The sequence below is a fragment of the Aureimonas altamirensis genome, assembly GCF_023702225.1.
In the GTDB taxonomy this organism is placed as follows: domain Bacteria; phylum Pseudomonadota; class Alphaproteobacteria; order Rhizobiales; family Rhizobiaceae; genus Aureimonas; species Aureimonas altamirensis_B.
The window spans coordinates 414,099-440,987 of sequence record NZ_JAMQCO010000003.1; the positions used below are offsets into that span (position 1 = coordinate 414,099).

The following is a 26,889-nucleotide window of genomic DNA, read 5'->3' on the forward strand; positions in this document are numbered from 1 at the left end:
CAGATCAAACCGGTAATCTCTATAGTTTGCCGATCTATTTCGTCGTATCGCCGATGGATTTCGTCACTATGCAAATTTCTCCCAAGGATGAGGCCCTGCTCGCGCTTCTGGCCGAGAATGCCCGGACGCCTGTTGCCGACCTTGCACGGCGACTGGGCCTGTCGCGGACGACCGTGCAGGCGCGCATCGAGCGGCTCGAGCGCGCGAACGTCATCTCCGGCTATACCCTGCGCCTGGGCGAGCAGGTGGAGCGGCATCTAGTGAAGGCCCATGTGCTCATAAGGGTGCGCCCCAAGCACGCGTCCCGCACCATCGCGGAACTCACCGAAATGGCCGAAGTGCGGATGCTCCATTCCGTCAGCGGTGAAGTCGACCTGATCGCCATCGTCGCGGCGGGGTCCGTAGCCGCGCTGGATGCCGTCCTGGACAGGATCGGAGAGCTGGACGGCGTCGAGCGCACGCAGACATCGGTGATCCTGGCGACGAAGGTCGATCGTTCGTCCTCTTGACCGATCGATCTTCCGTTGACGTTTGGGGAAATCGCAACCGGCAGTATTTACAATAGGGTCGAATGCCGCTCGAATGAGAGGTACCCAATTGGAGGTAGCGCCATCCGGCCGCCACCGCACCCGGAGGTGACTGCATGAATAACCGGACCTGGCTCGCATTCCTGGGTTCCGCCGTGCTCGGCACGGCCATCCTGACCGTTCCGGCGGCGGCGGAAACGCTCAGGCGCGGCAATGCCGGCGAACCGCAGACGCTCGACCAGGCGCACACCTCGATCGATGTCGAGGCGAATATCCTCAAGGACCTCTACGAGGGCCTGACCATCTATGGCCCGGACGGCGAGCTTGCGCCTGGCACGGCGGAAAGCTGGACCGTGTCGGACGACGGGACGGTCTATACGTTCAAGCTGCGCTCCGATGCCGACTGGTCCAACGGAGACCCGGTGACGGCGGAGGATTTCGTCTATTCCTTCCGCCGGCTGCAGGATCCGGAGACGGCCGCGGGCTACGCCAACATCCTCTACCCGATCAAGAATGCCGAGGCGATCAACACCGGCAAGATGCCGGTGGATCAGCTCGGCATGCGAGCCGTGGACGCCAAGACGCTGGAAATCATGCTGGAGCGTCCAACGCCCTTCTTCCTGGAGCTCCTGTCGCACCAGACAGGCCTTCCGGTGCATCCGGCGACCGTCGAAGCCGAGGGCGGCAATTTCGTGCGGCCCGGCACGATGGTGTCCAACGGCGCCTTCAGGCTGACGGAGCAGGTCGCCAACGACCACATCACCGTCGCCCGCAACGACGAATACTGGGATGCCGGCAATGTGGCGCTGGACAGCGTGATCTTCTACCCGATCGAGGACCAGGCCGCCGCGTTGCGACGGTTCCAGGCCGGCGAGCTGGATATCAACAAGGAGTTCCCTGCCGACCAGCTGCAATTCCTGCGCGAGCAACTCGGCGATCAGGTCCGCGTCACGCCGTATCTCTCCACCTATTACTACACGTTCGACACGCGGACCGCTCCCTTCGACGACGTCGATGTCCGCCGCGCCTTGTCCATGGCGGTGGACCGCGACTTCCTGTCGGAAGAAATCTACGGCGGGGCACAATTGCCGGTCTATGCCATGGTGCCTCCCGGCATGGAAAACTACGGAGAGCCGGCCGAGGCGGATTTTGCCGCCATGAGCCAGCTCGACCGCGAGGACGAGGCCGTCAGGCTGATCGAAGAAGCAGGCTACGGCCCGGGCGGCAAGCCGCTGACGGTCGAGATCCGGTACAATACGAATGCCAATCACGAGAGGGTCGCCACCGCGATCGCCGACATGTGGTCCACGGTGCTGGGCGCGACGGTGACGCTGACCAATCTCGACGTGTCGTCCCACTATGCCTACCTGCAGGAAGGCGGCGCCTTCAACGTCGCGCGTGCGGGCTGGGTCGCCGACTACGCCGACCCGGAGAATTTCCTGGCGCTCAGCCTGTCGAGCAACAAGACGTTCAACTACGCGCACTGGAGCAACGCCGAATTCGACGCGCTGATGGCGCAATCCTACAATGAGCGGGACGCGCAGGAGCGCTCCGGGCTCATGCACCGGGCAGAGACGATCCTGATGCAGGAGCAGCCGGTCGTTCCGCTGATGAACACGGCGTCCCTGTGGCTGGTTTCCGACAAGGTCTCCGGGTGGGAGGACAACGCGGTCAACGTGCACCTGTCCAAATATCTGTCGGTCGAGCGGTAGGCGCGCGACCCGGCTGGCTTCATGTTCCGGTTCGTTTCCCACCGGCTGATGAGCGCCGTCCCCACGGTCTTCATCGTCGTCACCCTGTCGTTCTTCCTGATGCGGCTTGCGCCGGGCGGCCCTTTCAACCTCGAAAGACCGCTGCCGCCGGCGACGATGGCCAACATCATGGCGACGTTCCAGCTCGACCAGCCTCTGTATGTGCAGTACGGCACCTACCTGAAGAACGCCCTGACCGGCGATTTCGGGCCCAGCTACATCTACCGCGACTATTCGGTGGCGGAACTGATCATGCAGGCCTTGCCCTATTCGATCACGCTCGGCCTCTGGGCGCTGGCCTTCGCCCTGGTTGGCGGCGTCACCGCCGGCGTCATCGCGGCCCTGCGCCAGAACGGCTGGGTCGACTATGCGGTGATGAGCGTTGCCACCGTAGGCGTGACCATTCCCAACTTCGTGGTCGGGCCGCTGATGTCGCTGGTCTTCGCGGTGATCCTGTCGCTGGTGCCGGCGGGCGGCTGGGGCGACGGCGGCTTCCGCAACCTTGTCCTGCCGGTGGTCGCCCTCGGCCTGCCGCAACTTGCCGTTTTCGCACGGCTGACGCGCGGCTCGATGATCGAGGCGCTGCGCACCGACCATATCCGCACGGCGCGGGCCTATGGATTGCCCGCACGCAGCATCGTCGTCACCCACGCCATGCGCGGCGCGATGCTGCCCATCGTGTCCTATCTGGCGCCGTGCTGCGCGGCGCTGCTGACGGGCTCGACGGTGGTGGAGACAATCTTCACCATCCCCGGCGTCGGCCGCTATTTCGTGGAGGGCGCGCTGAACCGGGATTACACGCTGGTGATGGGTACGGTCATCCTGATCTCCGTCTTCATCATCGTGTTCAACCTTCTCGTGGACATCCTCTACGCGCTGCTGGACCCGAGGATTCGCCATGACTGATCTTTCGGCAGAGGCCCGCGTGCCGGCGGCGGAGACGCGCAGCAGAAGCCTCCTGCAACTGGCGCTCACGCGGCTGCGCCGCAACCGCGCCGCCATGGCCGGCTTCGTCGTGCTGTTTCTGGTGACGCTGTTCTCTTTCGTCGGGCCCCATCTCATCGACCATCGCTACGACCAGGTCTTCGCGTCCTACGTGGCGGTTCCGCCGAGCCTCGAACCTCTCCCGCGCGAGGCCGACCTGCAAGGCGCGGTCGAGGGCGTCACGCGGCGCGCCCGGGTCGACCTTGCCGATTTCGCCATCGAGGACGGCATGTTCCGCGCAACGGTCACCAGCGAGCGGGAGATCGATCCGCGCGTGACCCGCTATTTCGACCGCGTCAACGAATTCGCCGGCTCGCAGGTCGAGGAAACTTCCGCCGACGGCCGCAGCATGGTCGTCACCGGCCGGGTGCAACAGGCCCTGTTCCCCTTCGGCACGGATCGCAACGGACGCGACCTTCTGGTACGCACGATGGTCGGCGGGCAGATATCGCTGGTCATCGGCGTTCTCGCCTCCATCGTCGCCCTCGTCATCGGCGTCACCTACGGCGCCATCGCGGGCTATCTCGGCGGGCGCGTCGACAATGTCATGATGCGGCTGGTGGAGATTCTCTATTCCCTGCCCTTCGTCTTCCTCGTCATCATGCTGGTCGTCTTCTTCGGACGCTCCTTCGTGCTGATCTTCATCGTGATCGGGCTGGTGGAATGGCTGGACATGGCCCGCATCGTGCGCGGGCAGACCTTGTCCCTCAAGCGGCGGGAATTCGTGGCCGCTGCGGAGGCGATGGGCCTGACCGACTGGCAGATCGTCCGCCGCCACATCATCCCCAACACGATCGGCCCCGTCGTCGTCTTCGTCACGATCGTCGTGCCCAAGGTGATCCTGCTCGAAAGCTTCCTGTCCTTTCTCGGCCTCGGCGTGCAGGCGCCGCTGACCAGCTGGGGCGCCCTCATCTCTGAAGGCGCGGCCACCATACAGGCGACGCCCTGGCTGCTGATCTTTCCGGCCACCTTTTTCTGCGTCACGCTGTTCGCGCTGAACTTCATCGGCGACGGGCTGCGCGACGCCTTCGACCCCAAGGATCGCTGACGATGAGCGACGACGATATCCTGACGCTGACGGGGCTTAACGTCACCTTCGACACCGAGGACGGGCCGGTGCATGCGGTGCGCGGGGTGTCGTTCGGCGTGCGGCGCGGCGAAACGCTGGCCGTGGTGGGCGAATCCGGCTCGGGCAAGAGTCAGACCATGATGGCGGTGATGGGCCTTCTGGCCGCAAACGGCCGCGCCACCGGTTCGGCGCGGTATCACGGGACGGATCTGATCGGCTTGCCGCCCAGGGAGTTGAACCGCTACCGCGGGGCCCGCATCTCCATGATCTTCCAGGAGCCGATGACCTCGCTCGACCCGCTCTATACGGTCGGGCGGCAGATCGGCGAAGTGATCCGCCACCACAGTCCCATGCGGGGCCGGGCGGCGCGGGCGCGCGTCCTGGAGCTTCTGGCCCTGGTCGGCATCCCGGAGCCCGAACGCCGTATCGACGCCTACCCCCACGAATTGTCGGGCGGGCAACGCCAGCGCGTCATGATCGCCATGGCGCTCGCCAACGAGCCCGAACTCCTGATCGCGGACGAGCCGACCACGGCACTCGACGTGACGGTCCAGGCGCAGATTCTCGACCTGATCGCATCCCTTCAGAAGCGCCTCGGCATGGCCGTGCTGCTCATCACGCACGATCTTGGCGTGGTGCGCCATTACGCTTCGCGCGTCGTGGTGATGCGGCATGGAGAGATCGTGGAAACCGGGCAGACGTCCGGCATCTTCGCCGATCCACGGCATGATTATACCCGCATGCTCATCGCGGCGGAGCCCAAGGGCCGCAAGCCGCCGGTGGCGGCGGACGCGCCCTCCATCCTGTCGGCCCAAGAGATCAGCGTCGACTATCGGCTTCGCGGCAACGGATTGTTACGCGGACCTCGCTTGTTTCGCGCCGTCGACGCCATCTCGCTGGACCTCAAGCGTGGCCAGACCATCGGCATCGTCGGGGAATCGGGATCGGGAAAATCGACGCTTGGGCGCGCCATCCTGCGGCTGGTTCCCTCGGAAGGGCGTATCATCTTCGAAGGGCAGGAGATCGGCACGCGCGACAAGGCGGCGATGCGGCCGTTGCGCCGCGAACTGCAACTGATGTTCCAGGATCCCTATGGCTCGCTCAGCCCCCGCCTGACCGTTGGCGAGATCATCACCGAGGGTCTTCTCGTCCACGAGCCATCCATCGGCAAGGCCGACAGGGACAAGCGGGCGGCCGCCGCGCTCGAGGAAGTGGGCCTGCCGCCATCGGCGCGCAACCGCTACCCGCACGAGTTTTCCGGCGGGCAGCGACAGCGCATCGCCATCGCGCGGGCCATCATCCTGAAGCCGAAGGTGATCGTGCTGGACGAGCCGACCTCGGCGCTGGACCGGTCGGTGCAGGTGCAGATCGTGGCGCTGCTGCGCAAGCTGCAGGACGAGCACGGATTGTCCTACGTCTTCATCAGCCACGACCTCAGCGTCGTGCGCGCGATGTCGGACCACATCATGGTCATGAAGGACGGGAAACTGATGGAGGAAGGCGGGACGGATGAGATCTTCACCCGCCCCAGGGCCGCCTATACCCGCAGCCTCATCGCCGCGGCCTTCGAGGCCGGGAACGCTCAGGCCGCTTGGCGCGTCTCGTCCAGCGACGCCATGTCGATGACGAACCGGTAGTGCACGTCGCCCTTGACGGTTCTCTCGAAGGCTTCGTTGATATCCTTCATGCGGATCGTCTCGATATCGCAGACGATGCCATGCTCGGCACAGAAATCCAGCATCTCCTGCGTCTCGGCGATGCCTCCGATCAGCGATCCGGCCAGCGACCGTCGCCGGAAGATCAGCGGGAAGCCGGCGACCGGCGGCTCGATGGGCTCCAGAACCCCCACGATGATCTGCGTGCCGTCGCGCTTCAGCGCGTTCGAGTAGGGGTTCAGATCGTGCGGCACGGGCACGGTGTTCAACACGAAATCCAGCGTTCCGGCCACCGCACTCATCTGATCGTCGTCGGTCGACAGCACCACGTGGTGCACTCCGAGTGCGCGGGCCTCGGCCTCCTTCGACTTCGAGCGGGTGAACAGCGTCACCTCCGCGCCGAGCGCGACGCCGAACTTGATGGCCATGTGTCCGAGCCCGCCGAGCCCGACGACGCCGAGCTTGTGGCCCTTGCCGACCTTCCAGTGGCGCAGCGGCGAATAGGTCGTGATGCCGGCGCACAGAAGGGGCGCCGCGGCGGCCGGATCCAGCCCCTCCGGCATCCGCAGAACGAATGCCTCGCGAACGATGATCTGGTCGGAATAGCCGCCATAGGTCGGCAGGCCATCCTGCTTGTCCGTGTCGGCATAGGTCTGCGTCATTCCCTTTTCGCAGTACTGTTCCAGTCCATCGGCGCAGGACGGGCAGTCCTGGCAGGAGTCGACCATGCAGCCGACGCCGACGCTGTCGCCCGGCTTGAATGCCGTGACGGCCGGGCCGACTTCGGTTACCCGCCCGACGATTTCATGTCCGGGGACCAGCGGATAGGTGGCGAAGCCCCAATCGTTGCGGGCCTGGTGGATATCGGAGTGGCAGACACCGCAGTGGGTGATCTCGATGCGAACATCGTCGTCCCGCAGGTCGCGCCGCTCGAAGCTCCACGGCTTTAGCGGCTCGTTGGCGGCCGTGCAGGCAAAGCCATAGCTCTGGATCATCTTCAATCCTTTCGGGTCGGGAAAAGTCGTATCCGAAGATAAGGTCCGCCGGTCGGATGGAAAGCGCAATCAGCCGAACTTCCGGCGGCTGCCAAATCAGCTATCGCGCGGCCTATAGTCGTGGGAGTCAAGACATGCGTCGTAGAGGCTTCGCTCGATCCTGAACCAGTTCGTCTTGTCGATCCCGCGTTTCGACGAAGCGTTCTCTCCCGATGGGAAAGCGCAACAGATTTCGATCTGTCTGTTCTGGCACCGGGCAATATCCCTGACTTCGGCAACGACTTCGTGCAGATCCTGGTCCTGGCTGAAGAGTACCGCGACATCGAACTCCGACCGCCGCGCGCAGGCCACTAGATCGAGTGCGATCCGTATGTCGATCCCCTTCTCGCGACTGGAGCTTACGGTCGTGGTCGCTCCGTCGATCGTGACCTGCTCGTCGTGATAGCGAATTTTTCGGGTTGTTACATTGATCCCGGCGCGCTTCATCGCAAGGACACGATTATTCCAGTAACCTGCCCATACCGGATCGCGCCGCGCATCGGGAACGCCGGTATAGAAACGTATCAAATTCGACCGCCAGCCATGTGCGGCACAGACAGCGGAATGCAGCTTGACGGGATCGTAGTTGGGGTGATGGTGGCCGAAAGCGTCCTTGGCATGACGATACAGGTTCTGGCCATCGAAAAAGGCCATCGCGATCTTCGCCGGCGCAACGTTCGACATACGCGACCCCACAAATGAAAACCCCGCCGGGGACCGCCATGAGGCGGCCAGGTCCGACGGGGAGCAAGTAAGGCTTGTTTGCGCTCTTTGACGAGCCGGGTCAATAAACTACTGGTTGCATTTTCCCGGGTCGTATCGTCCGCCGCTAGCCGAACTTCCGGCGGTGGAAGGCTTCGCGCGTTTCGGCCACGAAGCGGGCGCCGAGGGTCGAAGGCTCGAAGACGAGATCGACGTCCAGTACGCTCGTCTCGGCCAGAAGCCGCTGCGCGGAATCGCCCTCCCCCGCCATGCGCACGGCGTCCTTGCGCGTGGTGACGAGGTGCAGCGCGTCGCGCGCGGCATCGGCCATCAGTTCCGAGATTTCCGCCGGCTGCAACGGGTGATGATCCGGAAAATCGCGCGTTCGCACGAGGTCCGCTCCGGCGGCGCGCAACGATCGATAGAATTTCTCCGGATCGGCAATGCCCGCGAACGCCAGCACCCGCCGTCCGGCAAGCGCATGGGCAAGCGGCTCCAGGCGCGCCTCGAAGACGGGCTTGCCGCCCCGTGCGGTCAGGCGGATGGCCTGTGCCCCGGCGGCGCCCTCCCCGATCACCAGGAGGGCATCCGCGTGGCGGATCTGGTCTTTCAGTGGAGCGCGCAGAGGGCCGGACGGCACCACCTGCCCGTTTCCGAGCCCACGCCCGGCATCGATGGCCAGAAGAGCGAAGTCGATCCGCAGCCGGGCGCTCTGGAAGCCATCGTCCATGATGATGAAATCGACGCCGGCGGTCTCCATCAGGAAACGCGCGCCTGCGCCCCTGTCCTTCGCCACCACGGTCGGGGCCCGGGCCGCCAGAAGCAGGGGCTCGTCGCCGACGAGCCGCGCCGCATGGGCGGTCGGATCCACAAGCAGCGGACCGGCGGCAGACCCGCCATAGCCGCGCGACAAAAAGCCGGGGCGCAGGCCGCAAGCTTCCGCTGCGCCTGCCATGGCCAACGCCGTCGGCGTCTTCCCGCCGCCGCCGACCGTAAAATTACCGACGCACAGGACGGGTGCGTCCACCGCCTCGCGGACCCCCCGGTCCATGCGCCGACGCGCGATCGACCCGTAGACCGCAGACACGGGCCGCAACGCCATCGCCGCCCATTGCGGCCCACCCCACCAGAAGGCAGGGGTTTCGCCACCCATCATCGGCGCGGATCGCCGCGCTGCCGACGCTCGAAGTTGAGGGCGAGGCGCAGCGGGTGCAGGAATGGCTCCAGCGCCTGCATCGTGCGGGACAGGGCGCCGCGCATTTCCTGCACGCTCGCCTTGCCGGCGGCGCTCATCGCGGCGCGCGCCTCGGCATCCGTCAGGAGAAGCTCGACCTCTTCGGCCAGTTGCCCGCCGTCCTTGACGATACGCGCGCCGCCGTTCTTGATCAGGCGCTGATAGATGTCCCGGAAGTTCTGGACATAACGCCCGGACAGGACGGCCGTGCCCAGCATCGCGGCTTCGAGCGGGTTCTGCCCGCCCTCCCCGGCCAGGGAACGGCCCACGAAGGCCACCTCCGTCAGACGCAGATAGAGGCCCATCTCTCCGACCGTGTCGCCCAGATAGATATCGGTGGTCGGGTCGGGCATTTCCCCCTGCGAGCGGCGGGCGACGCGCAAGCCCCTGGCCGTCAGTTCCCTGGCGATCTCCGGCGCGCGCTCCACGTGGCGCGGCACGATGATCGTCATCAGGCGCGGTAGCCGCTCGGCGACCGTGCGATGCACGTCGGCGATGATCGTCTCCTCGCCGGCATGGGTGGAAACGGCGGCGAAGGTGGGACGCCGGGCAATGGCCTGCGCCAGCGCCAGGGCTGCCTCGCGGTCCGGCAAAGGCGGCGGCGCCGTATCGGCCTTGAGGTTGCCGGCCACCGTGACGCTGCGGGCGCCCAGCATGTGGAACCGCTCGCCGTCGACGTCCGACTGCGCCACGATCTGCGAAAGGTTCTCAAGGAGGGCCTCGGCCAGCGCCGGCACGGCGCGCCAGCGCCGGAAGGAACGGTCCGACAGACGCGCATTGACCAGCACCTGCGGTATGCGACGCTTGGTCAGTTCCATCAGCGTCATCGGCCAGATCTCGCTTTCCGCGACGATGGCGAGATCGGGCCGCCAATGGTCCAGGAAGCGCCCCACGGATGGCTTCAGGTCCAGCGGCACATACTGGTGGATGACGGCGTCGGACAGGCGCTCCCGCACGATGGCGGCCGAGGTGACGGTGCCCGTCGTCATGACGATGTTGAAGCCTTCGTTGGCGATCTCGCGCACCAGCGGCGCGACGGCCGCGCTTTCGCCGATGGAAGCGGCGTGGATCCACACCAGCGGCCCGCCCTCGGGGCGTTCGGCATCGGTGAAGCCATATCGCTCGCGCCGTCGCCGGGGGTCTTCCTTGCCGCGTGCCGCCCGCCAGCCGACATAGGCTCCAAGCATCGGATATGCGAGGGACCCGACAAGCCTGTACGTGGTCAGAACGCCACGCGCCCAGCCGTCACTCATGCGCGATACCTGCCTCTGCCTGAACGCCGTCGGCCAATGCGATGGCGCGGCGGTTGGCCGTTTCTATGGCCAGCGTGACCTGCCGGCGGATTTCTTCCATCGTCGCATCGTCGGCATCGGCAGGAACATGGATGGGCTCTCCCATCCACACGGCCATCCGGCCCAGCGGCAGCGGAATCGTGGTCTTGTCCCAGCTACGCTGCACGACATGCCTGCGGCTCGTCACCGCGGCGGCGGGAATGATCGGGCGGCCGGACAGGCGCGCCAGCGTCACCACCCCAAGACCGGCCTCCCGCGGGGTGCCCTTCGGAACATCGGCGATCATGCAGACGCCGTATCCCTCCTTGAGGAAGCGCCGAAGCTGGATCAGCGCCTTCACGCCGCCCTTTTCGGACGCTGCGTGCCGGACCCGTCCGCCCGACCCGCGCACGGTGCCGATACCGAACCGCTCGACGACGTCGGCGTTGATGGCCGCATCCACATTGCGCGACAGGAGCGCCACATAAGGCAATTCGCGAGGCCTGAAGAAGGGGGCCAGAAGGTGCTGGCCATGCCAAAGCGCAACGATAGCGGGATGCTCCCTGGCCAGGATGCCGCGCCAGTCGGACGAGCCGTCCGCGATGCGCTGCGTGGCCCGGATCGCCTGGAGCACGCCGTATATGGCGGCCCCGCCGATGCGCACCGCCGCGCCGGAACGGCCGAGCGCGCGCAGTTTCCGGCGCAGGAAGCGCCGCCTGTCCCCGCGCTGTCTGCCGGTCTCGCCCTGCTGGTCGTCCGATGGCACGCCGTCTCTCATCACCCGTGGCAGCCGCGCATCATGCGCCTGCTTCCGGCTCCAGCAGACGGTGCATATGCACGATGAAGTAGCGCATGGCGGCATTGTCCACCGTAGCCTGCGCCTTGCCACGCCACGCCGCCAGCGCGGACGAGTAGTCGGGGAAGATGCCGACGATGTCGAGGTCGGCGAGGTTGCGGAAGGAAAGACCGTCGAGGCTTTCCAACTCGCCACCGAAAACCAGATGCAGCCTCTGCTTGGGGATGCTCTCTTCAATCATCGTCAGTCGTCCTTGTCGGCCATGCTGCTCTCGCCGGGATGCTTGCCACGAAACCGGCTATTCGTGCAAGGAAGCAGCGATCTCCTGCAGGCGCGGCAGCACGCCCATTCCACCGGCGACCAGCAGGCCGTGGCGTCGTGGCGTCAAGTTGTAGTTGTGGCGCTGGCCGGCGGCATTCAGCAGCGCGCCGCCCGCCCTGTCCAGGATCAGGTCGGCGGCCGCGATATCCCAATCGTTCGCCCTCGGCTGGACGATGGTTCCGTCGAGCCGGCCGCGCGCCACCTGCGCCAGACGATAGGCGAGAGAGGGTATGGACGGGGCGAGGTCGATGTTCGCCGTATCCGCCGCGCCCAACCGGCGCCGGACGCCATCGGGCAGGGACAGCGTCATGCGGCCCTCGGCCGCCTGCGGCAGCTCTGCAAGCGGCTGGCCGTTGACGAGCGCCGGTCCGTCGGCGATGGCGGTGAAGATCTCGCCGGTGACGGGAGCGTGGATCACGCCATGCGTCGGGCGGCCGCCCTCGATGATGGCCAGGGCCACGCACCAGGTGGTTTCGCCGCGCAGGAACGACCTCGTTCCGTCGATCGGATCGACAACGAAAAAGCGTTCCTCGGAGCCGCTGGGCGGCTCTGCAGCCGTCTCTTCCGAGACCCAGCCGTAGCGCGGCCGCGCGGAAAACAGGAAGTCCCGCAGGAAGCCGTCGACGGCAAGGTCCGCCTGGCTGACGGGAGAGTTTCCCTCCTTCCAGAACACCTCCGGATCGCGCCTGAAATAATCGAGCGCGATCCGCGCGGCCTCGCCGGCCGCACGTTGGAGCAGGACGAGATCGTCGACGGATCGCACGCCTAGACCCCGGCCACGGTCATCTCGCCGACCCCGATGGTCGGGCACATGATCGGGAAGCGCCTGTCCACGTCGTCTCCGGGGGATATCTTGAGGAGCATGTCGGCAAGATTGCCGGCAATGGTGAATTCTGCCACGGGCTCGGCAAGCTGACCACCCCGGATGCGGAATCCGGATGCCCCCCGCGAGTAGTCGCCCGTTACCAGATCGGCCCCATGCCCGATCAGTTCGGTGACGTAGATGCCCCCTTCAGCTTCCGCCAGAAGCTCCGCAACGGGACGTTGACCGCCCGACAGAATGACATTGGAAGCCGAGGGAGAGACGCCGCCGCCGCTGCGGGAAGCCCGCCCGTTAGGCTCCAGACCCAGTTCGCGGGCGGTGGCGCCGTCCAGCAACCAGTTGACGAGGACGCCGTCCGTGACCAGCTGCAGCGCCGCCGCAGCCGCGCCCTCGCCATCGAACGAACGGGAGCCCCAGCCGCGGGCCAGAAGCGGATCGTCCGTTATCGAGATGGTGTCCGGCAGGATGCGCATGCCCATCCGCTTGCGCAGGAAGCTCGTTCCGCGGGCGATGGCCGCACCGTTTATGGCGCCGACCAGATGGCCGATCAGCCCTCGCGCCATGCGCGGATCGAAAACGACGGGATAGCGGCCCGTTTCGATCTTTGCCGGGTTCACGCGGCGCACCGTCCGCTCGCCGGCATTCCGGCCGATCGTCTCGGATGAGTCGAGGTCGGAATAATGGATGCGGGAATCGAAATCGTGGTCCCGCTGCATCGCGGTGCCTTCGCCCGCGATCACATTGACCGAGCGCGAATAGGCCGAGCGCGCACGTGTTCCGGAAAAGCCGTCCGAGGTTACCAGCACGAAGCCGCCGAACCCGCATGAGGCGCTGGCTCCGCCCGAATTCGTCACGCCCGCGACCGAACGGGCGGCTGCTTCCAGCGCCTGCGCCTGCTCGATCAGGTCGACGGTGGCGATATCGGTATCGTCGTAAAGGTCGAGATCGGGAAATTCCGTGGCGAGCCTGTCCGGCTCGGCAAGGCCGGCATACGGGTCGGCGGGAGACACGCGCGCCATGGCGACGGCGCGTTCAGCGGCCTTGTCGAGATCTCCGGACAGGTCGGCATTGACGGTCGCCACGCGCCTGTCCACGAAAACCCGTAGGGACATGCTGTCGGATTCGGACGATTCCGCCTCCTCGAGCTTGCCGAGGCGGACCTGAACCGCGCGCGACCGCGATTGCGATATCGCCGCGTCCGCACCATCGGCCCCGTGGCGCAAGGCTGCGCGAATGATGTCCTGTCCCGCGTTCAGGAGGCGTTCTGTCTTTTCGTGCATGGATTCGGCCCGGAATTCTTCCCGTCCACATGTATCAGTTGGTCGTCATCCATCAACCCGGCGCATGCCGTTCAGGCCTTTGACAGTTCCGATTCGGACTTGAGCGCCTTCGCGCCGTCCTCCTGCACGACAAGATAGGCAGGATTGTCCTTGTCGGCGTCCCTCGTGATCGCCTTTCCCTTGATCGTACGGGTGACCTTTTCGGTGAACTTTTCCTCGACCTTTCCCTCGGCAGTGCCGTTGCCCCACGTCCAAGTCACCTTCTGTCCCTTGCGATACATCGCGCGCACTCCCGGTCTTGCGTTCATGAGGGGCAATCGTGCGGACGGACACGCGTTCCCGGGACACGTCGCCGCAGGAACCGGCATGGCGCACCGCCCGTTTCCAATGGCCGGAGCGGATGATGCAACCCATGACCAAGACACTCGAGTTCCATGCCACCGCAAACGGATTGACAATCGTCGATCCGGGCGATTTCCAGGTAGAGCGCAGGCCGCACGGCAAGGGGCACCGGATCTGCTTTGCCAATGGCGACGCGATCCAGGACAAGAGGTTGAAGGCCCGGGTCAAGGCGCTGGTGCTGCCGCCGGCCTGGCGCGACGTCAGGATCTGCGTCGAGGAAAACGGCCATATCCAGGCTACGGGGCGAGACGAGAAGGGCCGCCTGCAATATCGCTACCATGACATATGGGTGAACGTACGCAACGCCGTGAAGACGGAGCGCCTGCTCCGCTTCGGCCGCACCCTGCCGCAGTTGCGCCGGCGGATCGACCGCGACATGCGCCGCCGCAAGCCGGACGAGAAGCTGGCGGCGGCGACTGCCGTGCGGCTGATCGACCTGTCGTCCATGCGGCCGGGCCACGAGAAGTACGCGATCGACGGCGGCCGGGGCGTCGCATCCCTCGAGAAGAGCAACCTGCGCATGCGCGGCAATGGCGCGGTGCTGGATTTCGTCGGCAAATCCCGCAAGCAGCAGACGGTCGAAATCCGCGACAGGCGGCTCGTCAACGGTCTGGCCAAGATGCGGAAGGGCGGCGGCAAGCGCCTGTTCCGTTTCCAGGGATCGGACAGGCAAAATCATATCCTGACGGCCAACCGGCTGAACGACTATCTCCATGCCGCCGGCCACGCACGCATTTCGGCAAAGGACTTCCGCACCTTTCGCGGGTCGGCCGAGGCCTTGCGCTATCTCATAGACGAGGTCGGCCCGTCGGCCGATACCGAGCCGAAACGTCGGCGGGCGGTGGCGGCGGCCATGCGCGCCGTCAGCGATGTCCTGCGCAACACGCCGTCCGTTGCGCGCTCGTCCTATGTGCATCCCGGCATCGTCACGGCGTTCGAAGCGCAGGAGCTGGACTTCGATCTGATGAAGGGTCGCGCCCGGCAGGGCCTCAGCAAGGCCGAAACCGGCCTGATGCGATTTCTCGAAGAGACCGCGCGCCGGGGCTGAAGGCGTCCGACACGTTCCCTATCGGCGGGCGAACCGATCCGGGCTATAGGCATTCACCTTCAGGAAAGGCGGGACGCCGGCGATCATTTCGGCCAGCAATCGGCCCGTCGTCGGTCCGAGGGTCATGCCTTGATGCCCATGACCGAACCCCATCCACAACCCGGGCAGGCGGTGCGAGCATCCGATGACCGGAAGCATGTCGGGCATGCAGGGCCGCGTACCCATCCAGGGGGCCGGTTCGGCACGCCCGGCGATCGGGATGAGGCGCCCGGCCACCTTTTCGGCCCTCTCGAGTTGAACGGGTGTCGGCGCGCGACCCGGGCGGGCAAACTCGACCCCGGTGGTCAGGCGGACGCCTTTTGCCATCGGAGAGAGTAGGAAACCGCTTTCATCGTCGAGGATCGGTCGGTTGAGCCGCTCGCCGTCGCGCAGGTGGTAATGCATGTGGTAGCCGCGCTTTCCGAAAAGCGGCACGGAAATCCCGAAACGGCGCGCAAGGGCGGCAGAGGCCGCCCCCATCGCCACCACCACTTCCGCCCCCTCCACGGCGCCCGTGGCATGACGCAGGCGCCAACCGGCGCCATGGCGTTCCACCTGCATCGCGTCGGCGTCGATCACCTCGCCTCCGGTCTCCTCGAACCGCGCGCGATAGGCCTCCAGCAGCGCCCCCGGATCGCTGAGCGAGAGACTGTCGGTCCAGTGTATCGCGCCGGCCCTGCGCGCTCGGAACGATGGCTCTTCGCTGGCCAGGGCATCCGGACCGACGACACGGAAGTTGACGTCGTAGGCGGCCTTCGCATGTTCGGCCACCGCAATGGCGGCCTCCAGCCCCTCGGCGGTCGTATAGGCGCGGTGCCAGCCGATGGGCCGCAGCAGGGCGGCGGCGCCGACTTCGTCCGCCAGGTCGCGATGCTCGTCGAGACAGCTCGCGATGAGCGGCGCCGTGGCCTCGACGGTGCGCGCATAGGGTGTTTCCGCGGAAGCGGCCCAGTAGCGCAAAAGGCGGGCGGCAAGGCCGGGAAGCGCTGCCGGCTCGTAGGAAACGTCTATCGATCTGTTCCGCATCATCCTCAGCAGCGGACGCACGGCGCGGGGAAAGCGATAGGGAAAGACCGCCTCTCGCTGGATCAGGCCGCCATTGCCATAGGATGCAGCCAGCCGGATGTCTGCGCGGTCCACGACCACCGAGGCGATGCCGCGGCGCTGGAGATGCAGCGCTGTCGAAAGACCGACGACACCACCCCCGAGTATGATCACCTGTTTTCCGAGCATTGCCTTGACCGAGATGCGTTGTTCGCCACCGGCCGCAATAAGCGGAACACCGGGGTGTCCGGTCCAATGCAAATTTCGCATAAGTCGAATGTATAAAAATTCATCACTGTATAACTGTTATGCATTATCTGCATTGGACGCTTCCCCACCCCGTCACTAGGCTTGTGGGAACGACAAACCTTGCGGACGGATCGAGAGCGCTTGGATATTCGCTGGCTGTACGATTTCCTGATGCTCGTCGAAACCGGCAGCTTCACACGCGCTGCGGAGTTGCGCAACTCGTCGCAGGCCGCCTTCAGCCGCCGCATCCAATCCCTCGAAAACCAGCTCAAGTCGCCCCTCATCGACCGTGGAACCTACCCATTCGAGCTGACGGACGCCGGCCGGCGTTTTCGCACCCGGCTCATCGAGATCCTTCCCCAGCTGAGAAGCGCGATGCTCGACGTTTCGGACGAGCGGCCGACCGGCCTCCTGCGCATCAGCCTGCCCTTCGCGCTGGCGATCAGGCATATCGGCCGATGGACGTCCCAATGGGCCGACGAACGCATGCGCTTCAGCATCGAGCCCGGCGACACGCATGCGATGTTCACGGCGCTGGTATCCGGCGAAACGGACGTGCTGATCAACTGGCACAGCCCGGCACATCCCATCATCATCGACAGCGAGCGCTTCATGCGACTGAAGGTCGGCTCGGAGCGCGTCAGGCCGTTCGCCCGCCGCGATCTTCGGGACAAGATCGCGTGGCCTGGCTCCGAGCGCGCCCCCATGCCGATCCTTGCCTATCGCAAGGGCGTCTTCTTCAGCCGCCTCGTGGACACGATCGAAACGCAGGCTCCAACGAAACTCCACGGCAACATCGTCGCCGAGTCGCACATGGCCGATATCCTGCGCGATCTCGCCTCCGCGGGGTTGGGCGTGGCGTGGCTCCCCGCCAGCACCGTCGACCGCGATCCGGAACTGGTACCGCTCGACGACGACGGCGCATGGTCGCTCGATGTCGACATCGTGGCCCTTGCCGACAAGCGCTCCGAAAACCCGCTGACGCTGCGGCTCATGCAGCGGCTCGAAAGCGGCGGACCGCTCGTTTTCTCCTCTCCTTCTCCCTCTCTCCGAAACGAAAAGGCAATGACATGAAGAAGACGATCGCATTGCTGGCGCTGTCCCTGCTGTCCGTCACCGGCGCGGCGCAGGCACAGGACCTGACGGGCACCTTGAAGAAGATCAAGGACACGGGCGCGATAACCCTCGGCGTCCGGGACAGCGCCCTGCCCTTCAGCTACATCGACGACCAGCAGCAGATCGTCGGTTACGCCATCGATATCTGCGACTACATCGTGGAGAAGGTGAAAGACGAGCTCCAGATGGAGACGTTGACCGTCAACGAAACGCCGGTCACCTCGTCGAACCGGATTCCGTTGATGCTCAACGGCACGATCGACCTCGAATGCGGATCGACGACAAACAACCCGGATCGCGCGCGGCAGGTCGCCTTCACCAACTCGCACTTCCTGACTGCCAGCCGCTTCGCCGCGCGCAAGAGCGATGGGCTGAACACGATCGACGATCTGGCGGGCAAGCGCGTCGTCTCGGTTTCGGGCTCGGTGAACCTGACCCAGATCACGCGGGAGAATAACCAGCGGCAGTTGAATGCACAGGTATTGCCGGCCAAGGACGTGGCCGAAGCCTTCCTGATGCTCGAGACGAACCGCGCAGACGCCTTCGTGATGGACGACGCGCAGCTTGCCATCGTGATCGCGGCGTCCAAGGATCCTTCGCTTTACATGATCAGCGAAGAGGCCTTCGCCAAGCCGGAGCCCTACGGCATCATGCTGCGCCGGGACGACGCTCCGTTCCAGACGGTGGTCGATGCGGCCACGGCGGAATACTACACAAGCGGCAAGATCAACGACACCTACGCCAAGTGGTTCACCCAGCCGGTCCCGCCGCGCGGGCTGAACTTCAACCTGCCGATGCCGGAAGCGATGCGCAAGGCATTCGAGACCCCCACCAACAGCTCCAACCCCGACGATTACGCCGGCTAGCACCATGAACTACAACTGGAACTGGAGCATATTCTGGCAGGAGGCAGCCGACGGCAGCGGGACCTATATGGACCTGCTGCTCCGCGGCCTCTCGATGACACTGGCCACGGCGGCCGTCGCCTGCCTGATCGCGCTTGCCTTCGGCTTCGCCATCGGCATAGCGCGCACGCTTCCGGGGCGGGCGGCAGGGTGGCTTTCGGGATTCTGGGTGGAGTATTTCCGCAACATCCCCCTGCTCGTCCACCTGTTCCTGTTCTTCTTCGTGCTTCCGGAACTCCTTCCGGCCGCCATGGGCACTTGGCTGAAGCAGATGCCGAACGGCCCGTTCGTCACGGCAGCGATCGGCATCGGCCTTTATATGTCCGCGCGCGTTGCGGTCGGCGTCGAGGCGGGGATCAGATCCCTGCCTCGCGGGCAGGCTGCGGCGGCGACGGCCATCGGCCTGACCCGATGGCAGTCCTATCGTTACATACTGCTGCCGATCGCCTGCCGGATCATGCTTCCGTCCCTGACGAACGACATGATCAACACGATCAAGAACACGTCCGTCGCCCTGACGATCGGATTGATCGAGCTGACCGCCGCGGCGCGCCAGATGCAGGAACTGTCGTATCAGGTCTTCGAGGCGCTCATCGCCGCAACCCTTGTCTACCTGCTGCTCAACCTTCTCGCGACATGGCTGGCGACGATCGTCGAAAGACGCCTGCGCATCAAGGGATCCCGCTGACATGGCCGACTTCGATTTCGGAGCGGTGTATGCCGCGCTCCCCTACATCCTCGGCCAGGGCCTCTGGTTCACCGTTACGCTGACCGTCCTTGCGACGATCGGGGGCATCGTCTTCGGCACGCTCCTTGCCCTGATGCGCGTATCCGGCAATCCGGTGCTCGACCGGATCGCCGCCACCTACATCAACGTCATCCGGGCCCTGCCGCTGGTGCTGGTGATCTTCTGGTTCTATTTTCTGGTACCGTACATCGCGCAATGGATCACCGGCTCGGACTATCCGGTCCAGGTGGGGGCATTCAAATCCGCGCTCATCACGTTCATCGCCTTCGAAGCCGCCTATTTCGCTGAAATCGTCCGTTCCGGCATCAACAGTGTAGCCGCCGGACAGATGCAGGCTGGCCTCGCCATCGGCCTGAAGCGTCGGCAAGTCATGGCGGAAATCATCCTGCCCCAGGCCTTTCGCGCAGTCCTGCCGATTCTGCTGACTCAGACGATCATCCTGTTCCAGGACACGTCGCTGGTCTACGTTCTGGGCCTGACCGACCTCCTGGGCGCCTCCTCGCAGCTTGCCCAGCGCGATGGGCGCCTGGTGGAAATGTACGTCACCGCAGCCGTGATCTACTTCGTCATCTGTTTCGTCGCCTCCCGCCTCGTCAAGCGGCTGCGCATAGCCAACGCTACAAGGGTCTGAGAATATGTCCGAACCCGTCGTCAGCCTGTCGGGCGTCAACAAGCATTACGCCACCTTCCAGGTTCTCAAGGACTGCTCGCTTGCCGTCGCCAAGGGCGAGGTGGTGGTGGTGTGCGGCCCATCGGGCTCCGGCAAGAGCACCCTGATCAAGACGATCAACGCGCTGGAGCCCGTGCAATCCGGATCGATCGTCGTGGACGGCACGGACGTCACGGCACGCGGCACCAACCTGCCCCGCCTGCGGGCCCGGGTCGGCATGGTGTTCCAGCACTTCGAACTTTTTCCGCACATGACGGTCCTGGACAATCTCTGCATCGGTCCGCGCAAGGTTCTGTCCCGCTCTGCCGAAGCATCGCGGGACAACGCCCGGCGGCTCCTGGATCGCGTCGGTCTTCTTGCCCATGCCGAGAAGTTTCCCGGCCAATTGTCGGGCGGGCAGCAGCAGCGGGTGGCCATTGCCCGCGCCCTGGCGATGGACCCCATCGTCATGCTGTTCGACGAGCCGACCTCGGCGCTCGACCCGGAGATGGTCAGCGAGGTTCTGGACGTGATGGTGGAGCTGGCGCATGGGGGCATGACCATGATGGTCGTTACCCATGAAATGGGTTTCGCCCGCAAGGTCGCCAACCGTGTCGTCTTCATGGATGCCGGCGAGATCGTCGAGGATACGGACAAGACCACGTTTTTCGACGGAGCCCGCAGCGACAGGGCGCGCCAGTTCCTGTCGAAGATTTTGTCTCACTAGCAGGACATCTGGAATGGACATGACTTACAGCAATCCGGACAATCTCAAGCATCGTTCCGACGTCGTGGTTCACAACGGCGTCGCCTACGTCGCGGGCGCGGTGCCGGCCGACGTCGGCCAGGACATGCGCGGACAGACGGAACAGGTTCTTGCGCAGATCGACGCCCGGCTTGCCGCCGTGGGAAGCGACAAAGGCAAACTCCTGTCGGCCACGATATGGCTGGTGGACGTCAATGGCGACGTCGCCGACTTCAACGCCGTCTGGAACGAGTGGGTCGTGCCCGGCCGCCTGCCCGCGCGCGCCTGCGTGCAGGCGGAGCTGCAGGTCGGTGCGAGGGTCGAGGTGGCCGTCATCGCGGCCGTCTGAACGACCAGCTCACAGGTGCATGTCGTGAAGCTCGCACAAGGCGGCGATCTTGCGTTTCATCTCCTCGCGCAGGCCGGACGTGTCCTTCAGGATCATACGCACCCGCAGGAAATCCAGGACACGATAGCGGCTGACGGGCGGTGCTACGACCAGGTCGGGCGGGGATGACGCAAGCTTTGCCTGGATGATCGCATGCATCATCAATTGCGATGCACCGAACATCGCTTCGGTCGGCGTCGGCAGGCCGCCGGCCGATTCCAGCGGCCCGCCGGTCACGTCGACCGCGATATTGAGATCGACACGCCCGGCGAGAAGGTCGAACGGCAGCGGATCGCAAATCCCCCCGTCGATCAGCACGATGCCTTCCCGCCGCACCGGCCGGAAGATCGCGGGCAAGGCGGCGGAAGCGGCTATGGCGCTGACGAGATCGCCGCTCTCCAGCGACATCACCCGGCCGGAATAGAAATCCGTGGCCGTGACGGCCAGCGGGATCGACAGGTCCTCGAACTGGGACGGCAGTTCCAGCGGCAGGAACGCTCCCACCACCCGCTCGGCGTTCAACTGGCCGAGGCGCACGCCACCATCGGCCATGAACTGCGCGAAGCTGGCCGGCCGCGTCCGCCAGAGACGGCCGGCGACGAGGCGCTTGTTGCCAAGCGTATCGACGACGAACTCCTCGATCACGGCTGCCGGCATTCCCGCCGCATAGGCCGCGCCGATCAGGGCGCCGATGGACGTCCCCGCGATCCTGTGCGGCTTTATGCCCAGATCGTCGAAAGCATGCAGCGCGTGGATATGGGCTATGCCGCGCGCGCCGCCGCCGCCGAGCGCAAGCCCGATCCGCGGCTTCCCGCGTGGCGGCGGCTGGTCGTCCATGACGGGTGCGACGGCCTCGTCCATGGCGATCCGCTCAGCCGTTGTCCTGGCCAACCGTTATGATGGTCGGATCCGGTGTCAGTAGCTCTTTCGCCATTGCCTTCACCCCCTCGGCATCGACCGCGTCGATGAGGCCTTCCCGCTTGTCGATATAATCGACGCCCAGCCCGTCCAGCTGGATACCCACGAGCGTGGAGGCGATGGACAGGGAAGACGACAGGTTCTGCACCGCATAGGCCCCCTTCACATAGGCCTTGGCCTTTGCCAGTTCCTCGTCTCCCGGCCCCTCATCGGCCAGCCGCGCCATCTCCTGCCGGATGATGTCGATGCTCTCGCCGGCCCTGTCGGCCCGCGTCGCCGTCGAGGCCGCCAGGAAGGACGCATGATCGTAATCGACCAGATAGGAGCCGACGCCGTAGGCCAGCCCCCGCTTTTCGCGGACTTCGGTGTACAGGCGGGACGAGAAGGTACCGCCGCCGAGGATATGGTTCATCAGATAGGCATCGAAGAATTTCGGGTCGTCCCGCGCGATGCCGGGCAGTGCGAACTGGATCGTCGTCTGCGGAACAGCCAGCTCGACATGCTCGCGCGCCCCCATTACCGGCTCGATATCCGGCACTGTCGTCAACTCGGCGGTATCGCGCAGCGGGCCGAACACCTCGTCCAGCCGTTCGCCGAGGCGCTCGGCGTCGATGGCGCCGACGACGCCCACGACCAGATTGTCCTTGGCAAAGGCCGTGTCGCGGAAGTGGCGCAGATCGTCCACCGTCACGGCGTTCAGGCTTTCGACGGTGCCCTCCGTGGGGCGGGAATAGGGGTGGTCCGGAAACACCGTGCGGCGAAACGCTTCGCCGGCCAGGGTGCCGGGGTCGTTGCGGCTGGCGATGATGCCGGTCGCGATCTGTCCGCGAATGCGGTCTACCGGCTCTTCGTCGAGCCGCGGCTCGTTCACGGCCAGGCGCAGCAGGTCGAAGGCGACATCCTCATGCTCGACGATGGTGCGGAAATTGCCTGCGAAATTATCGTAGGCCGCGTTGAAGGAGAGGCTGACGCCGAACTCGTCCAGCCGCGACTGGAAGTCCTGGCTCTCGATATCGCCCGCCCCTTCGTCCAGAAGGCCGGACAGCAGATTAGCCATGCCCTCCCGGCCGGCCGGATCCTCGGTCGAGCCCGCACCCTTGAAGGCGAAACGCATTGCGATCAGCGGGTTCGTGTAATCCTCCACCAGCAGCGCATGGATGCCGCCGGGGCTGGTCACTTCCTGGATCTCGATGGCGGAGGCCGGCGTTGCCGCCAGCCCCGCCGTCGCCGTCAGCAGGAATGCAAGACCGCCACGCACGGCCATGGAGGGCCGGAACTTCGAAAAACGGAACATGGCGATCAGCCCTCGATATCGGTTGCGGCGGGTGCGGCAGGCGGGTTTGCCGCTGCCGGCGCGTCAGCCGGCTGCCCTGCGTCGTCGGCAGGCAGAAGATATCCGGTCACGGCGCCGACCCCGGACAGATATTCCCGGGCGACCGCCTGTACGTCGTCGACCGTCACCGCTTCGATCCGCTCCGGCCAGCTTTCGACATCCTCCACCGTCCGGCCCGTCGACAGGGCGACCCCGTACCGGCGGGCCAACGAGGTCTGGCTGTCGCGCTGATAGATCAGGGCATTGCGCACGCGATTCTTGGCGGCGGCCAGTTCCGCATCCGTGATGCCGTCCGTGACGATCTTCTCGAGTTCCGCGTCGATGGCGGTCTTCAACGTCTCGATATCGGCTGCCCCGCGCGGCGTACCGTAGGTGATGAACTGGCCTTCCATCAGGCTGTCGCCCTGGTAGTAGGCGCCCGCCCCGGCCGCGATGGGATTGTCGATCACGAGCGCGCGGTAGAGCCGGCTGGTCGAGCCGCCCCCCAATACGTCGGCCAGTATGTCCAGCGCCTCGGACTGGCGCCCCTCCGCCGTACGCTCCGACGGTACGACGTAGGCCGTCTGCACGCTTGGCTGCGTGACGCGCGCGTCCCGCAGCGTGACGGTGCGCTCGGTCAGGGCTTTCGGTTCCCGCGGACGGTCGCGCGGGCCCGGATCGGCCCGGCGCGCCACCTGCCCGAAGGTCTTCTCGGCGAGTGCGCGGACCGCGTCGGCCGTGACGTCGCCGGCCACGATCAGCGTCGCATTGTTCGGGGTGTAATACCGGTCGTAGAAGGCGATGGCGTCGTCGCGCGACAGCTTCTCCATCTCGCTCTGCCAGCCGATGATCGGCGTGCCGTAGGGGCTGTTCACGAACAGGGTCGCGCCCATGGCCTCGGCGAGCTGCGATCCGGGATCGTTGTCCACGCGCATGCGCCGCTCTTCCAGGATGACGTCGCGCTCGGGCAGGACGGCGGCATCGTCCAGCACCAGATTGGCCATCCGGTCGGATTCGAACTGCATCATCTGTTCCAGGGCGGAAACGGGAACCTGCTGGAAATAAGCCGTGTAGTCGTAGGAGGTGAAGGCGTTCTCCTCGCCTCCGATATCGGACACGGCCGCCGAAAACTCGCCTGCCGGGTGGTTCTTCGTGCCCTTGAACATCAGGTGCTCGAGGAAATGCGCGATGCCGGACTGGCCGGGGGGCTCGTCGGCCGAGCCGATCTTGTACCAGACCATCTGCGTAACGACCGGCGCGCGATGATCGGGAATGACGACGACCTGCAAGCCGTTGTCAAGCATGAAGCTTTCGATATCGGGGCGCATCGCCTCCGCCTTGGCGGCCGCCTCCTCGGCGGTCGAGGTGGCGGTAGGCGCGTCCGGTGCCGGCGTCTGTGCGAAGGAGGCCGGCACCAGGCCGGCGGAGAGGCCGAAAGCCATGGCGGAAACCATGAGCAGACGCCGCAGGCGGGCGCTTCCGGACGACGAGGAATGAATGGCTCTGGCGATCAAGGGTCTCACATCCTTTGGAGCTCGACGGTCGGGTCGAGATATGTCCAATCCACCAGCAACGCGCAATTTACGTTTTTGTAAGGCGCGCCGAGGATTTTTCGCTCCACTCTTGCGACACGCGCAGCAAACGCAGCACGCTGGCCCCCATGTCCCGCTCGTCCAGAAGGTCGAAACCGGCGATGGGCGAAAAGGACGCGCCTTTCCCTTCTTCCAGCACCGCAAGCGCGTCCGCCCGCAGCCAGCCGCCGGAAAGCGCCGCATCCAGCGCAGCCTCCCCGAGACGTCTACCGTAGGGCGGGTCGGCCATCACGATGTCGAACGGTTCGAGCGTGCCGGCCGGGCCGAGACGTGTCGCGTCCCGCCGGAAAACCTTCGTGCGTCCGCCCAGCCCCAATGCCTCGATATTGGTGCGCAGAAGACCCCGCCCCTCCACGCCCTCTTCCACGAAGACGCAGGCGCGCGCGCCGCGCGACAGCGCCTCCAGCCCGAGCGCCCCCGTGCCGGAAAAAAGGTCCAGCACCCGCACGCCCGTCATGTCGAAAGCCAGGCCATGTTCGAGTATGTCGAACAGGCTGCCGCGATGGCGTTCGGACGTCGGGCGGATCGCGTCGCTTTTCGGCCCCGCAAGCGCCCGCCCCTTGAACGCGCCGGCGACGATGCGCAGCATGCCGGCTCAGCGTCCGCGGGACGGGCCGGGACGGCCCGGCCGGGGGCCGCTCCCCTTCGGGCCACCCGGCCTCTGGCCGCTCCGCTTGGGCCCATCGCCTTTCGGCCCGTCGCCGCGCGGGCCCTTCTGGTCCGGCCTGCCGGAACGGGGCGGGCGGCTACCCTCGGCGCGCGCGCCTTCCTCCAGGGCTTCCTTGCGCTTGGGCCCGATGGCGCGGGCACCGGGCGCCATCCACACATTCGCCGAACGGCGCCCCGTCGACGGGGCGGGCCGGCGTGGACGCGGCGCTTCTTCGCCATCGCCATCCCGGCGCTCGCGCCGATCCGGCCGTCCCTCGCGGAAGGGCTTGTCGTCGCGCTCGCGACGCGGACCGCGATCGCCCCCCGGCCTCGTATCCAGGCGGGCCAGGCCGTTTTCACGGAACGCGGCATCCGAACGCTTGCGGTTCGGCTTGCGCTTCATGTCCCCGACGGTGATCCATTCACCGTCGGCGCCATCGGCGCGGCGGCGCTCCGGCGCATCGCGCTTTTCGGTGCGCACAGGCTTGTTGGAAAATTCGTTGACGATGGGCGCATCGAAATTGGCGCCCGATTCCTCTATCAGCCGCGCGCCGAGCTGGTCGCGGAGGGTGCGCCCTTTCACCTCCATCACCGCGCCTTCGGCCAGTTCGCCAAGCTGGAACGGGCCGAAGGAAACACGGATCAGGCGGTTCACCTCCAGGCCCAGATGCCCGAGAATGCGTTTCACCTCTCGGTTCTTGCCCTCGCGCAAGCCCACCGTCAGCCAGGCGTTCGAGCCCTGCTCGCGGTCGAGCGTCGCCTCGACCGCGCCATAGAAGACGCCGTCGATGGCGATGCCTTGCCGGAGCTCGTCCAGGGCGGCTTGCGACACGGAACCATGAACCCGCACCCGGTAGCGCCGAAGCCACCCCGTGGCCGGCAATTCGAGCGTCCGCGACAGGCCGCCGTCGTTCGTCAGCAGCAGCAGGCCCTCGGTGTTGATGTCCAGCCGCCCGATGCTGAGCACGCGGGGCATGTCCTCCGGTAGGCGGTCGAAGACGGTCGGCCGCCCTTCGGGGTCGCGATTGGTGGTCACCAGCCCGGCCGGCTTGTGGAACAGCCAGAGGCGCGTCCGCTCGATGGCCGGCAGCGGCGCACCATCCACCTCGATGCGGTCCGATGGTCCGACATCGACGGCAGGGCTGTCCAACAAGGTTCCGTTTACCCGCACACGGCCGTCGGCAATCATGCCCTCGGCGTCGCGGCGCGAGGCGACGCCGGCACGCGCCAGCCGTTTGGCGATGCGCATCGTGCCGACATCCTCCGGCGCCGCATCGCGCGGCGGACGTGCTGTATGCGGTGCATCCGCCCGTTCGGCAAAGGCGCGCGGCTTGCCGAAGCCGCCCCGCTTTTCCCCGTCCTTGCCGAACCCGCCTCGCCTGTCGTCGTCCCGGCCACCGGCTTCATGCGACAGACGGCCATAGCTGCGCGGCTTCTTCGGAGCGCCGTCCGCATCGTGCCCGCCATGCGATTTCATGCCGTGACTGCGCGGCTTGAACGGCTTCTTGTCGCCGCCCGCACCCTGGCGCCCCGCGCCTTGCCCCGGCCGGCGGCCATCCCTCTGCCGCTTGTCGTCGCGGCCGTCCTTGTCGTTCATCGTTCGATCCACGTCATCTGTCTGGGCGGGACGCGTCGTCAG

Annotated in this window: 27 protein-coding genes; 12 read left to right on the top strand and 15 right to left on the bottom strand. The window is 65.9% G+C overall.

The window, feature by feature from the left end:
- The first annotated feature begins 68 nt into the window (after window positions 1-68).
- The 5 genes from NDN16_RS07170 (at window position 69) to NDN16_RS07190 (ending at window position 5,968) form a co-directional block, all read left to right on the top strand.
- On the top strand, window positions 69-509 hold the full coding sequence (locus tag NDN16_RS07170) for an Lrp/AsnC family transcriptional regulator (protein WP_251112922.1): 441 nt from the start codon (window positions 69-71) through the stop codon (window positions 507-509).
- Between the two features lie 134 nt (window positions 510-643).
- Entirely contained in the window at window positions 644-2,239 is a 1,596-nt protein-coding gene (locus NDN16_RS07175; protein ID WP_251112923.1) for a peptide ABC transporter substrate-binding protein, read from the top strand.
- Between the two features lie 21 nt (window positions 2,240-2,260).
- A complete protein-coding gene (gene oppB / locus NDN16_RS07180; RefSeq protein WP_251112924.1) occupies window positions 2,261-3,184 on the top strand; it encodes an oligopeptide ABC transporter permease OppB in 924 nt (307 codons plus the stop codon).
- Window positions 3,177-4,310 (top strand): ABC transporter permease, encoded by a 1,134-nt coding sequence (locus NDN16_RS07185; protein WP_251112925.1) that lies wholly within the window; start codon window positions 3,177-3,179, stop codon window positions 4,308-4,310. Before oppB ends, NDN16_RS07185 begins: the two co-directional genes overlap by 8 nt.
- Window positions 4,307-5,968, top strand: a complete 1,662-nt coding sequence (locus NDN16_RS07190; protein WP_251113020.1) for an ABC transporter ATP-binding protein — start codon at window positions 4,307-4,309, stop codon at window positions 5,966-5,968. Before NDN16_RS07185 ends, NDN16_RS07190 begins: the two co-directional genes overlap by 4 nt.
- Here the strand turns inward: NDN16_RS07190 and NDN16_RS07195 are convergent.
- The 9 genes from NDN16_RS07195 to NDN16_RS07235 all read right to left on the bottom strand — a co-directional run bounded on the left by NDN16_RS07195 (window position 5,914) and on the right by NDN16_RS07235 (window position 13,728).
- Window positions 5,914-6,981 (bottom strand): NAD(P)-dependent alcohol dehydrogenase, encoded by a 1,068-nt coding sequence (locus tag NDN16_RS07195; RefSeq protein WP_251112926.1) that lies wholly within the window; start codon window positions 6,979-6,981, stop codon window positions 5,914-5,916. The two genes, NDN16_RS07190 and NDN16_RS07195, sit on opposite strands and share 55 nt — an antisense overlap.
- A gap of 96 nt (window positions 6,982-7,077) precedes the next feature.
- Window positions 7,078-7,704, bottom strand: a complete 627-nt coding sequence (locus NDN16_RS07200; RefSeq protein WP_251112927.1) for an NYN domain-containing protein — start codon at window positions 7,702-7,704, stop codon at window positions 7,078-7,080.
- A 145-nt stretch (window positions 7,705-7,849) separates the two neighbouring features.
- A complete protein-coding gene (gene lpxK, locus NDN16_RS07205; RefSeq protein WP_353050199.1) occupies window positions 7,850-8,878 on the bottom strand; it encodes a tetraacyldisaccharide 4'-kinase in 1,029 nt (342 codons plus the stop codon).
- A complete protein-coding gene (waaA, locus tag NDN16_RS07210) occupies window positions 8,875-10,209 on the bottom strand; it encodes a lipid IV(A) 3-deoxy-D-manno-octulosonic acid transferase (protein WP_251112928.1) in 1,335 nt (444 codons plus the stop codon). The genes lpxK and waaA overlap by 4 nt, the downstream gene beginning before the upstream one ends.
- Entirely contained in the window at window positions 10,202-10,993 is a 792-nt protein-coding gene (locus tag NDN16_RS07215; RefSeq protein ID WP_251112929.1) for a lysophospholipid acyltransferase family protein, read from the bottom strand. Before NDN16_RS07215 ends, waaA begins: the two co-directional genes overlap by 8 nt.
- 31 nt (window positions 10,994-11,024) lie before the next feature.
- Window positions 11,025-11,264 carry a DUF4170 domain-containing protein gene (locus tag NDN16_RS07220; RefSeq protein ID WP_251112930.1) on the bottom strand — a complete coding sequence of 80 codons (240 nt, stop codon included), beginning with the start codon at window positions 11,262-11,264 and terminating at the stop codon, window positions 11,025-11,027.
- A gap of 57 nt (window positions 11,265-11,321) precedes the next feature.
- On the bottom strand, window positions 11,322-12,107 hold the full coding sequence (locus NDN16_RS07225) for a 3'(2'),5'-bisphosphate nucleotidase CysQ (RefSeq protein ID WP_251112931.1): 786 nt from the start codon (window positions 12,105-12,107) through the stop codon (window positions 11,322-11,324).
- A 2-nt stretch (window positions 12,108-12,109) separates the two neighbouring features.
- Entirely contained in the window at window positions 12,110-13,447 is a 1,338-nt protein-coding gene (locus tag NDN16_RS07230; protein WP_251112932.1) for a TldD/PmbA family protein, read from the bottom strand.
- 71 nt (window positions 13,448-13,518) lie between these two features.
- Window positions 13,519-13,728, bottom strand: a complete 210-nt coding sequence (locus NDN16_RS07235) for a DUF2945 domain-containing protein (protein WP_251112933.1) — start codon at window positions 13,726-13,728, stop codon at window positions 13,519-13,521.
- Between the two features lie 131 nt (window positions 13,729-13,859).
- Here NDN16_RS07235 and NDN16_RS07240 point away from each other — a divergent pair, with 131 nt between their 5' ends.
- A complete protein-coding gene (locus NDN16_RS07240; RefSeq protein WP_251112934.1) occupies window positions 13,860-14,897 on the top strand; it encodes a DNA topoisomerase IB in 1,038 nt (345 codons plus the stop codon).
- Between the two features lie 18 nt (window positions 14,898-14,915).
- Here NDN16_RS07240 and NDN16_RS07245 read toward each other — a convergent pair whose 3' ends face one another.
- Entirely contained in the window at window positions 14,916-16,154 is a 1,239-nt protein-coding gene (locus NDN16_RS07245; RefSeq protein WP_251112935.1) for an NAD(P)/FAD-dependent oxidoreductase, read from the bottom strand.
- Between the two features lie 216 nt (window positions 16,155-16,370).
- Between NDN16_RS07245 and NDN16_RS07250 the strand changes: the two genes are divergently transcribed.
- From NDN16_RS07250 to NDN16_RS07275, 6 genes are read left to right on the top strand one after another with little or no spacing between them, the layout of a single operon-like run.
- The gene (locus NDN16_RS07250; RefSeq protein ID WP_251112936.1) at window positions 16,371-17,303 is read left to right on the top strand and encodes a LysR family transcriptional regulator; all 933 of its coding nucleotides are present in this window, start codon (window positions 16,371-16,373) and stop codon (window positions 17,301-17,303) included.
- Window positions 17,300-18,211: an amino acid ABC transporter substrate-binding protein gene (locus tag NDN16_RS07255; RefSeq protein WP_251112937.1), complete on the top strand. Its 912-nt coding sequence runs from the start codon at window positions 17,300-17,302 to the stop codon at window positions 18,209-18,211. The genes NDN16_RS07250 and NDN16_RS07255 overlap by 4 nt, the downstream gene beginning before the upstream one ends.
- 4 nt (window positions 18,212-18,215) lie before the next feature.
- On the top strand, window positions 18,216-18,938 hold the full coding sequence (locus NDN16_RS07260) for an amino acid ABC transporter permease (RefSeq protein ID WP_251112938.1): 723 nt from the start codon (window positions 18,216-18,218) through the stop codon (window positions 18,936-18,938).
- A 1-nt stretch (window position 18,939) separates the two neighbouring features.
- Complete coding sequence (locus tag NDN16_RS07265; protein WP_251112939.1) at window positions 18,940-19,629, top strand: amino acid ABC transporter permease; 690 nt, start codon at window positions 18,940-18,942, stop codon at window positions 19,627-19,629.
- 4 nt (window positions 19,630-19,633) lie between these two features.
- Complete coding sequence (locus NDN16_RS07270; RefSeq protein WP_251112940.1) at window positions 19,634-20,374, top strand: amino acid ABC transporter ATP-binding protein; 741 nt, start codon at window positions 19,634-19,636, stop codon at window positions 20,372-20,374.
- A gap of 13 nt (window positions 20,375-20,387) precedes the next feature.
- Window positions 20,388-20,741 carry a RidA family protein gene (locus NDN16_RS07275; protein ID WP_251112941.1) on the top strand — a complete coding sequence of 118 codons (354 nt, stop codon included), beginning with the start codon at window positions 20,388-20,390 and terminating at the stop codon, window positions 20,739-20,741.
- Window positions 20,742-20,750: 9 nt separating this feature from the next.
- Here the strand turns inward: NDN16_RS07275 and NDN16_RS07280 are convergent, their stop codons facing one another.
- The 5 genes from NDN16_RS07280 to NDN16_RS07300 all read right to left on the bottom strand — a co-directional run bounded on the left by NDN16_RS07280 (window position 20,751) and on the right by NDN16_RS07300 (window position 26,847).
- On the bottom strand, window positions 20,751-21,641 hold the full coding sequence (locus NDN16_RS07280; RefSeq protein ID WP_251112942.1) for a patatin-like phospholipase family protein: 891 nt from the start codon (window positions 21,639-21,641) through the stop codon (window positions 20,751-20,753).
- A gap of 10 nt (window positions 21,642-21,651) precedes the next feature.
- A complete protein-coding gene (locus tag NDN16_RS07285; RefSeq protein ID WP_251112943.1) occupies window positions 21,652-22,992 on the bottom strand; it encodes a M16 family metallopeptidase in 1,341 nt (446 codons plus the stop codon).
- Between the two features lie 5 nt (window positions 22,993-22,997).
- Window positions 22,998-24,524 (bottom strand): M16 family metallopeptidase, encoded by a 1,527-nt coding sequence (locus NDN16_RS07290; protein ID WP_353050200.1) that lies wholly within the window; start codon window positions 24,522-24,524, stop codon window positions 22,998-23,000.
- A 67-nt stretch (window positions 24,525-24,591) separates the two neighbouring features.
- A complete protein-coding gene (rsmD, locus tag NDN16_RS07295; protein WP_251113023.1) occupies window positions 24,592-25,188 on the bottom strand; it encodes a 16S rRNA (guanine(966)-N(2))-methyltransferase RsmD in 597 nt (198 codons plus the stop codon).
- A gap of 9 nt (window positions 25,189-25,197) precedes the next feature.
- The gene (locus NDN16_RS07300; protein WP_251112944.1) at window positions 25,198-26,847 is read right to left on the bottom strand and encodes a pseudouridine synthase; all 1,650 of its coding nucleotides are present in this window, start codon (window positions 26,845-26,847) and stop codon (window positions 25,198-25,200) included.
- Window positions 26,848-26,889 lie beyond the last annotated feature (42 nt).

What these genes read in the sequence shown, in the direction of transcription:
- NDN16_RS07220 (WP_251112930.1), bottom strand. Translation starts at nt 11,264, where the DNA reads ATGATTGAAGAGAGCATCCCCAAGCAGAGGCTGCATCTGGTTTTCGGT.
- oppB (WP_251112924.1), top strand. Translation starts at nt 2,261, where the DNA reads ATGTTCCGGTTCGTTTCCCACCGGCTGATGAGCGCCGTCCCCACGGTC.
- NDN16_RS07240 (WP_251112934.1), top strand. Translation starts at nt 13,860, where the DNA reads ATGACCAAGACACTCGAGTTCCATGCCACCGCAAACGGATTGACAATC.
- lpxK (WP_353050199.1), bottom strand. Translation starts at nt 8,878, where the DNA reads ATGATGGGTGGCGAAACCCCTGCCTTCTGGTGGGGTGGGCCGCAATGG.
- NDN16_RS07185 (WP_251112925.1), top strand. Translation starts at nt 3,177, where the DNA reads ATGACTGATCTTTCGGCAGAGGCCCGCGTGCCGGCGGCGGAGACGCGC.
- NDN16_RS07230 (WP_251112932.1), bottom strand. Translation starts at nt 13,447, where the DNA reads ATGCACGAAAAGACAGAACGCCTCCTGAACGCGGGACAGGACATCATT.
- NDN16_RS07260 (WP_251112938.1), top strand. Translation starts at nt 18,216, where the DNA reads ATGAACTACAACTGGAACTGGAGCATATTCTGGCAGGAGGCAGCCGAC.
- NDN16_RS07280 (WP_251112942.1), bottom strand. Translation starts at nt 21,641, where the DNA reads ATGGACGAGGCCGTCGCACCCGTCATGGACGACCAGCCGCCGCCACGC.
- NDN16_RS07235 (WP_251112933.1), bottom strand. Translation starts at nt 13,728, where the DNA reads ATGTATCGCAAGGGACAGAAGGTGACTTGGACGTGGGGCAACGGCACT.
- NDN16_RS07270 (WP_251112940.1), top strand. Translation starts at nt 19,634, where the DNA reads ATGTCCGAACCCGTCGTCAGCCTGTCGGGCGTCAACAAGCATTACGCC.
- NDN16_RS07195 (WP_251112926.1), bottom strand. Translation starts at nt 6,981, where the DNA reads ATGATCCAGAGCTATGGCTTTGCCTGCACGGCCGCCAACGAGCCGCTA.
- NDN16_RS07170 (WP_251112922.1), top strand. Translation starts at nt 69, where the DNA reads ATGCAAATTTCTCCCAAGGATGAGGCCCTGCTCGCGCTTCTGGCCGAG.
- NDN16_RS07265 (WP_251112939.1), top strand. Translation starts at nt 18,940, where the DNA reads ATGGCCGACTTCGATTTCGGAGCGGTGTATGCCGCGCTCCCCTACATC.
- NDN16_RS07255 (WP_251112937.1), top strand. Translation starts at nt 17,300, where the DNA reads ATGAAGAAGACGATCGCATTGCTGGCGCTGTCCCTGCTGTCCGTCACC.
- NDN16_RS07200 (WP_251112927.1), bottom strand. Translation starts at nt 7,704, where the DNA reads ATGTCGAACGTTGCGCCGGCGAAGATCGCGATGGCCTTTTTCGATGGC.
- NDN16_RS07300 (WP_251112944.1), bottom strand. Translation starts at nt 26,847, where the DNA reads ATGAACGACAAGGACGGCCGCGACGACAAGCGGCAGAGGGATGGCCGC.
- NDN16_RS07285 (WP_251112943.1), bottom strand. Translation starts at nt 22,992, where the DNA reads ATGTTCCGTTTTTCGAAGTTCCGGCCCTCCATGGCCGTGCGTGGCGGT.
- NDN16_RS07275 (WP_251112941.1), top strand. Translation starts at nt 20,388, where the DNA reads ATGGACATGACTTACAGCAATCCGGACAATCTCAAGCATCGTTCCGAC.
- NDN16_RS07175 (WP_251112923.1), top strand. Translation starts at nt 644, where the DNA reads ATGAATAACCGGACCTGGCTCGCATTCCTGGGTTCCGCCGTGCTCGGC.
- waaA (WP_251112928.1), bottom strand. Translation starts at nt 10,209, where the DNA reads ATGAGTGACGGCTGGGCGCGTGGCGTTCTGACCACGTACAGGCTTGTC.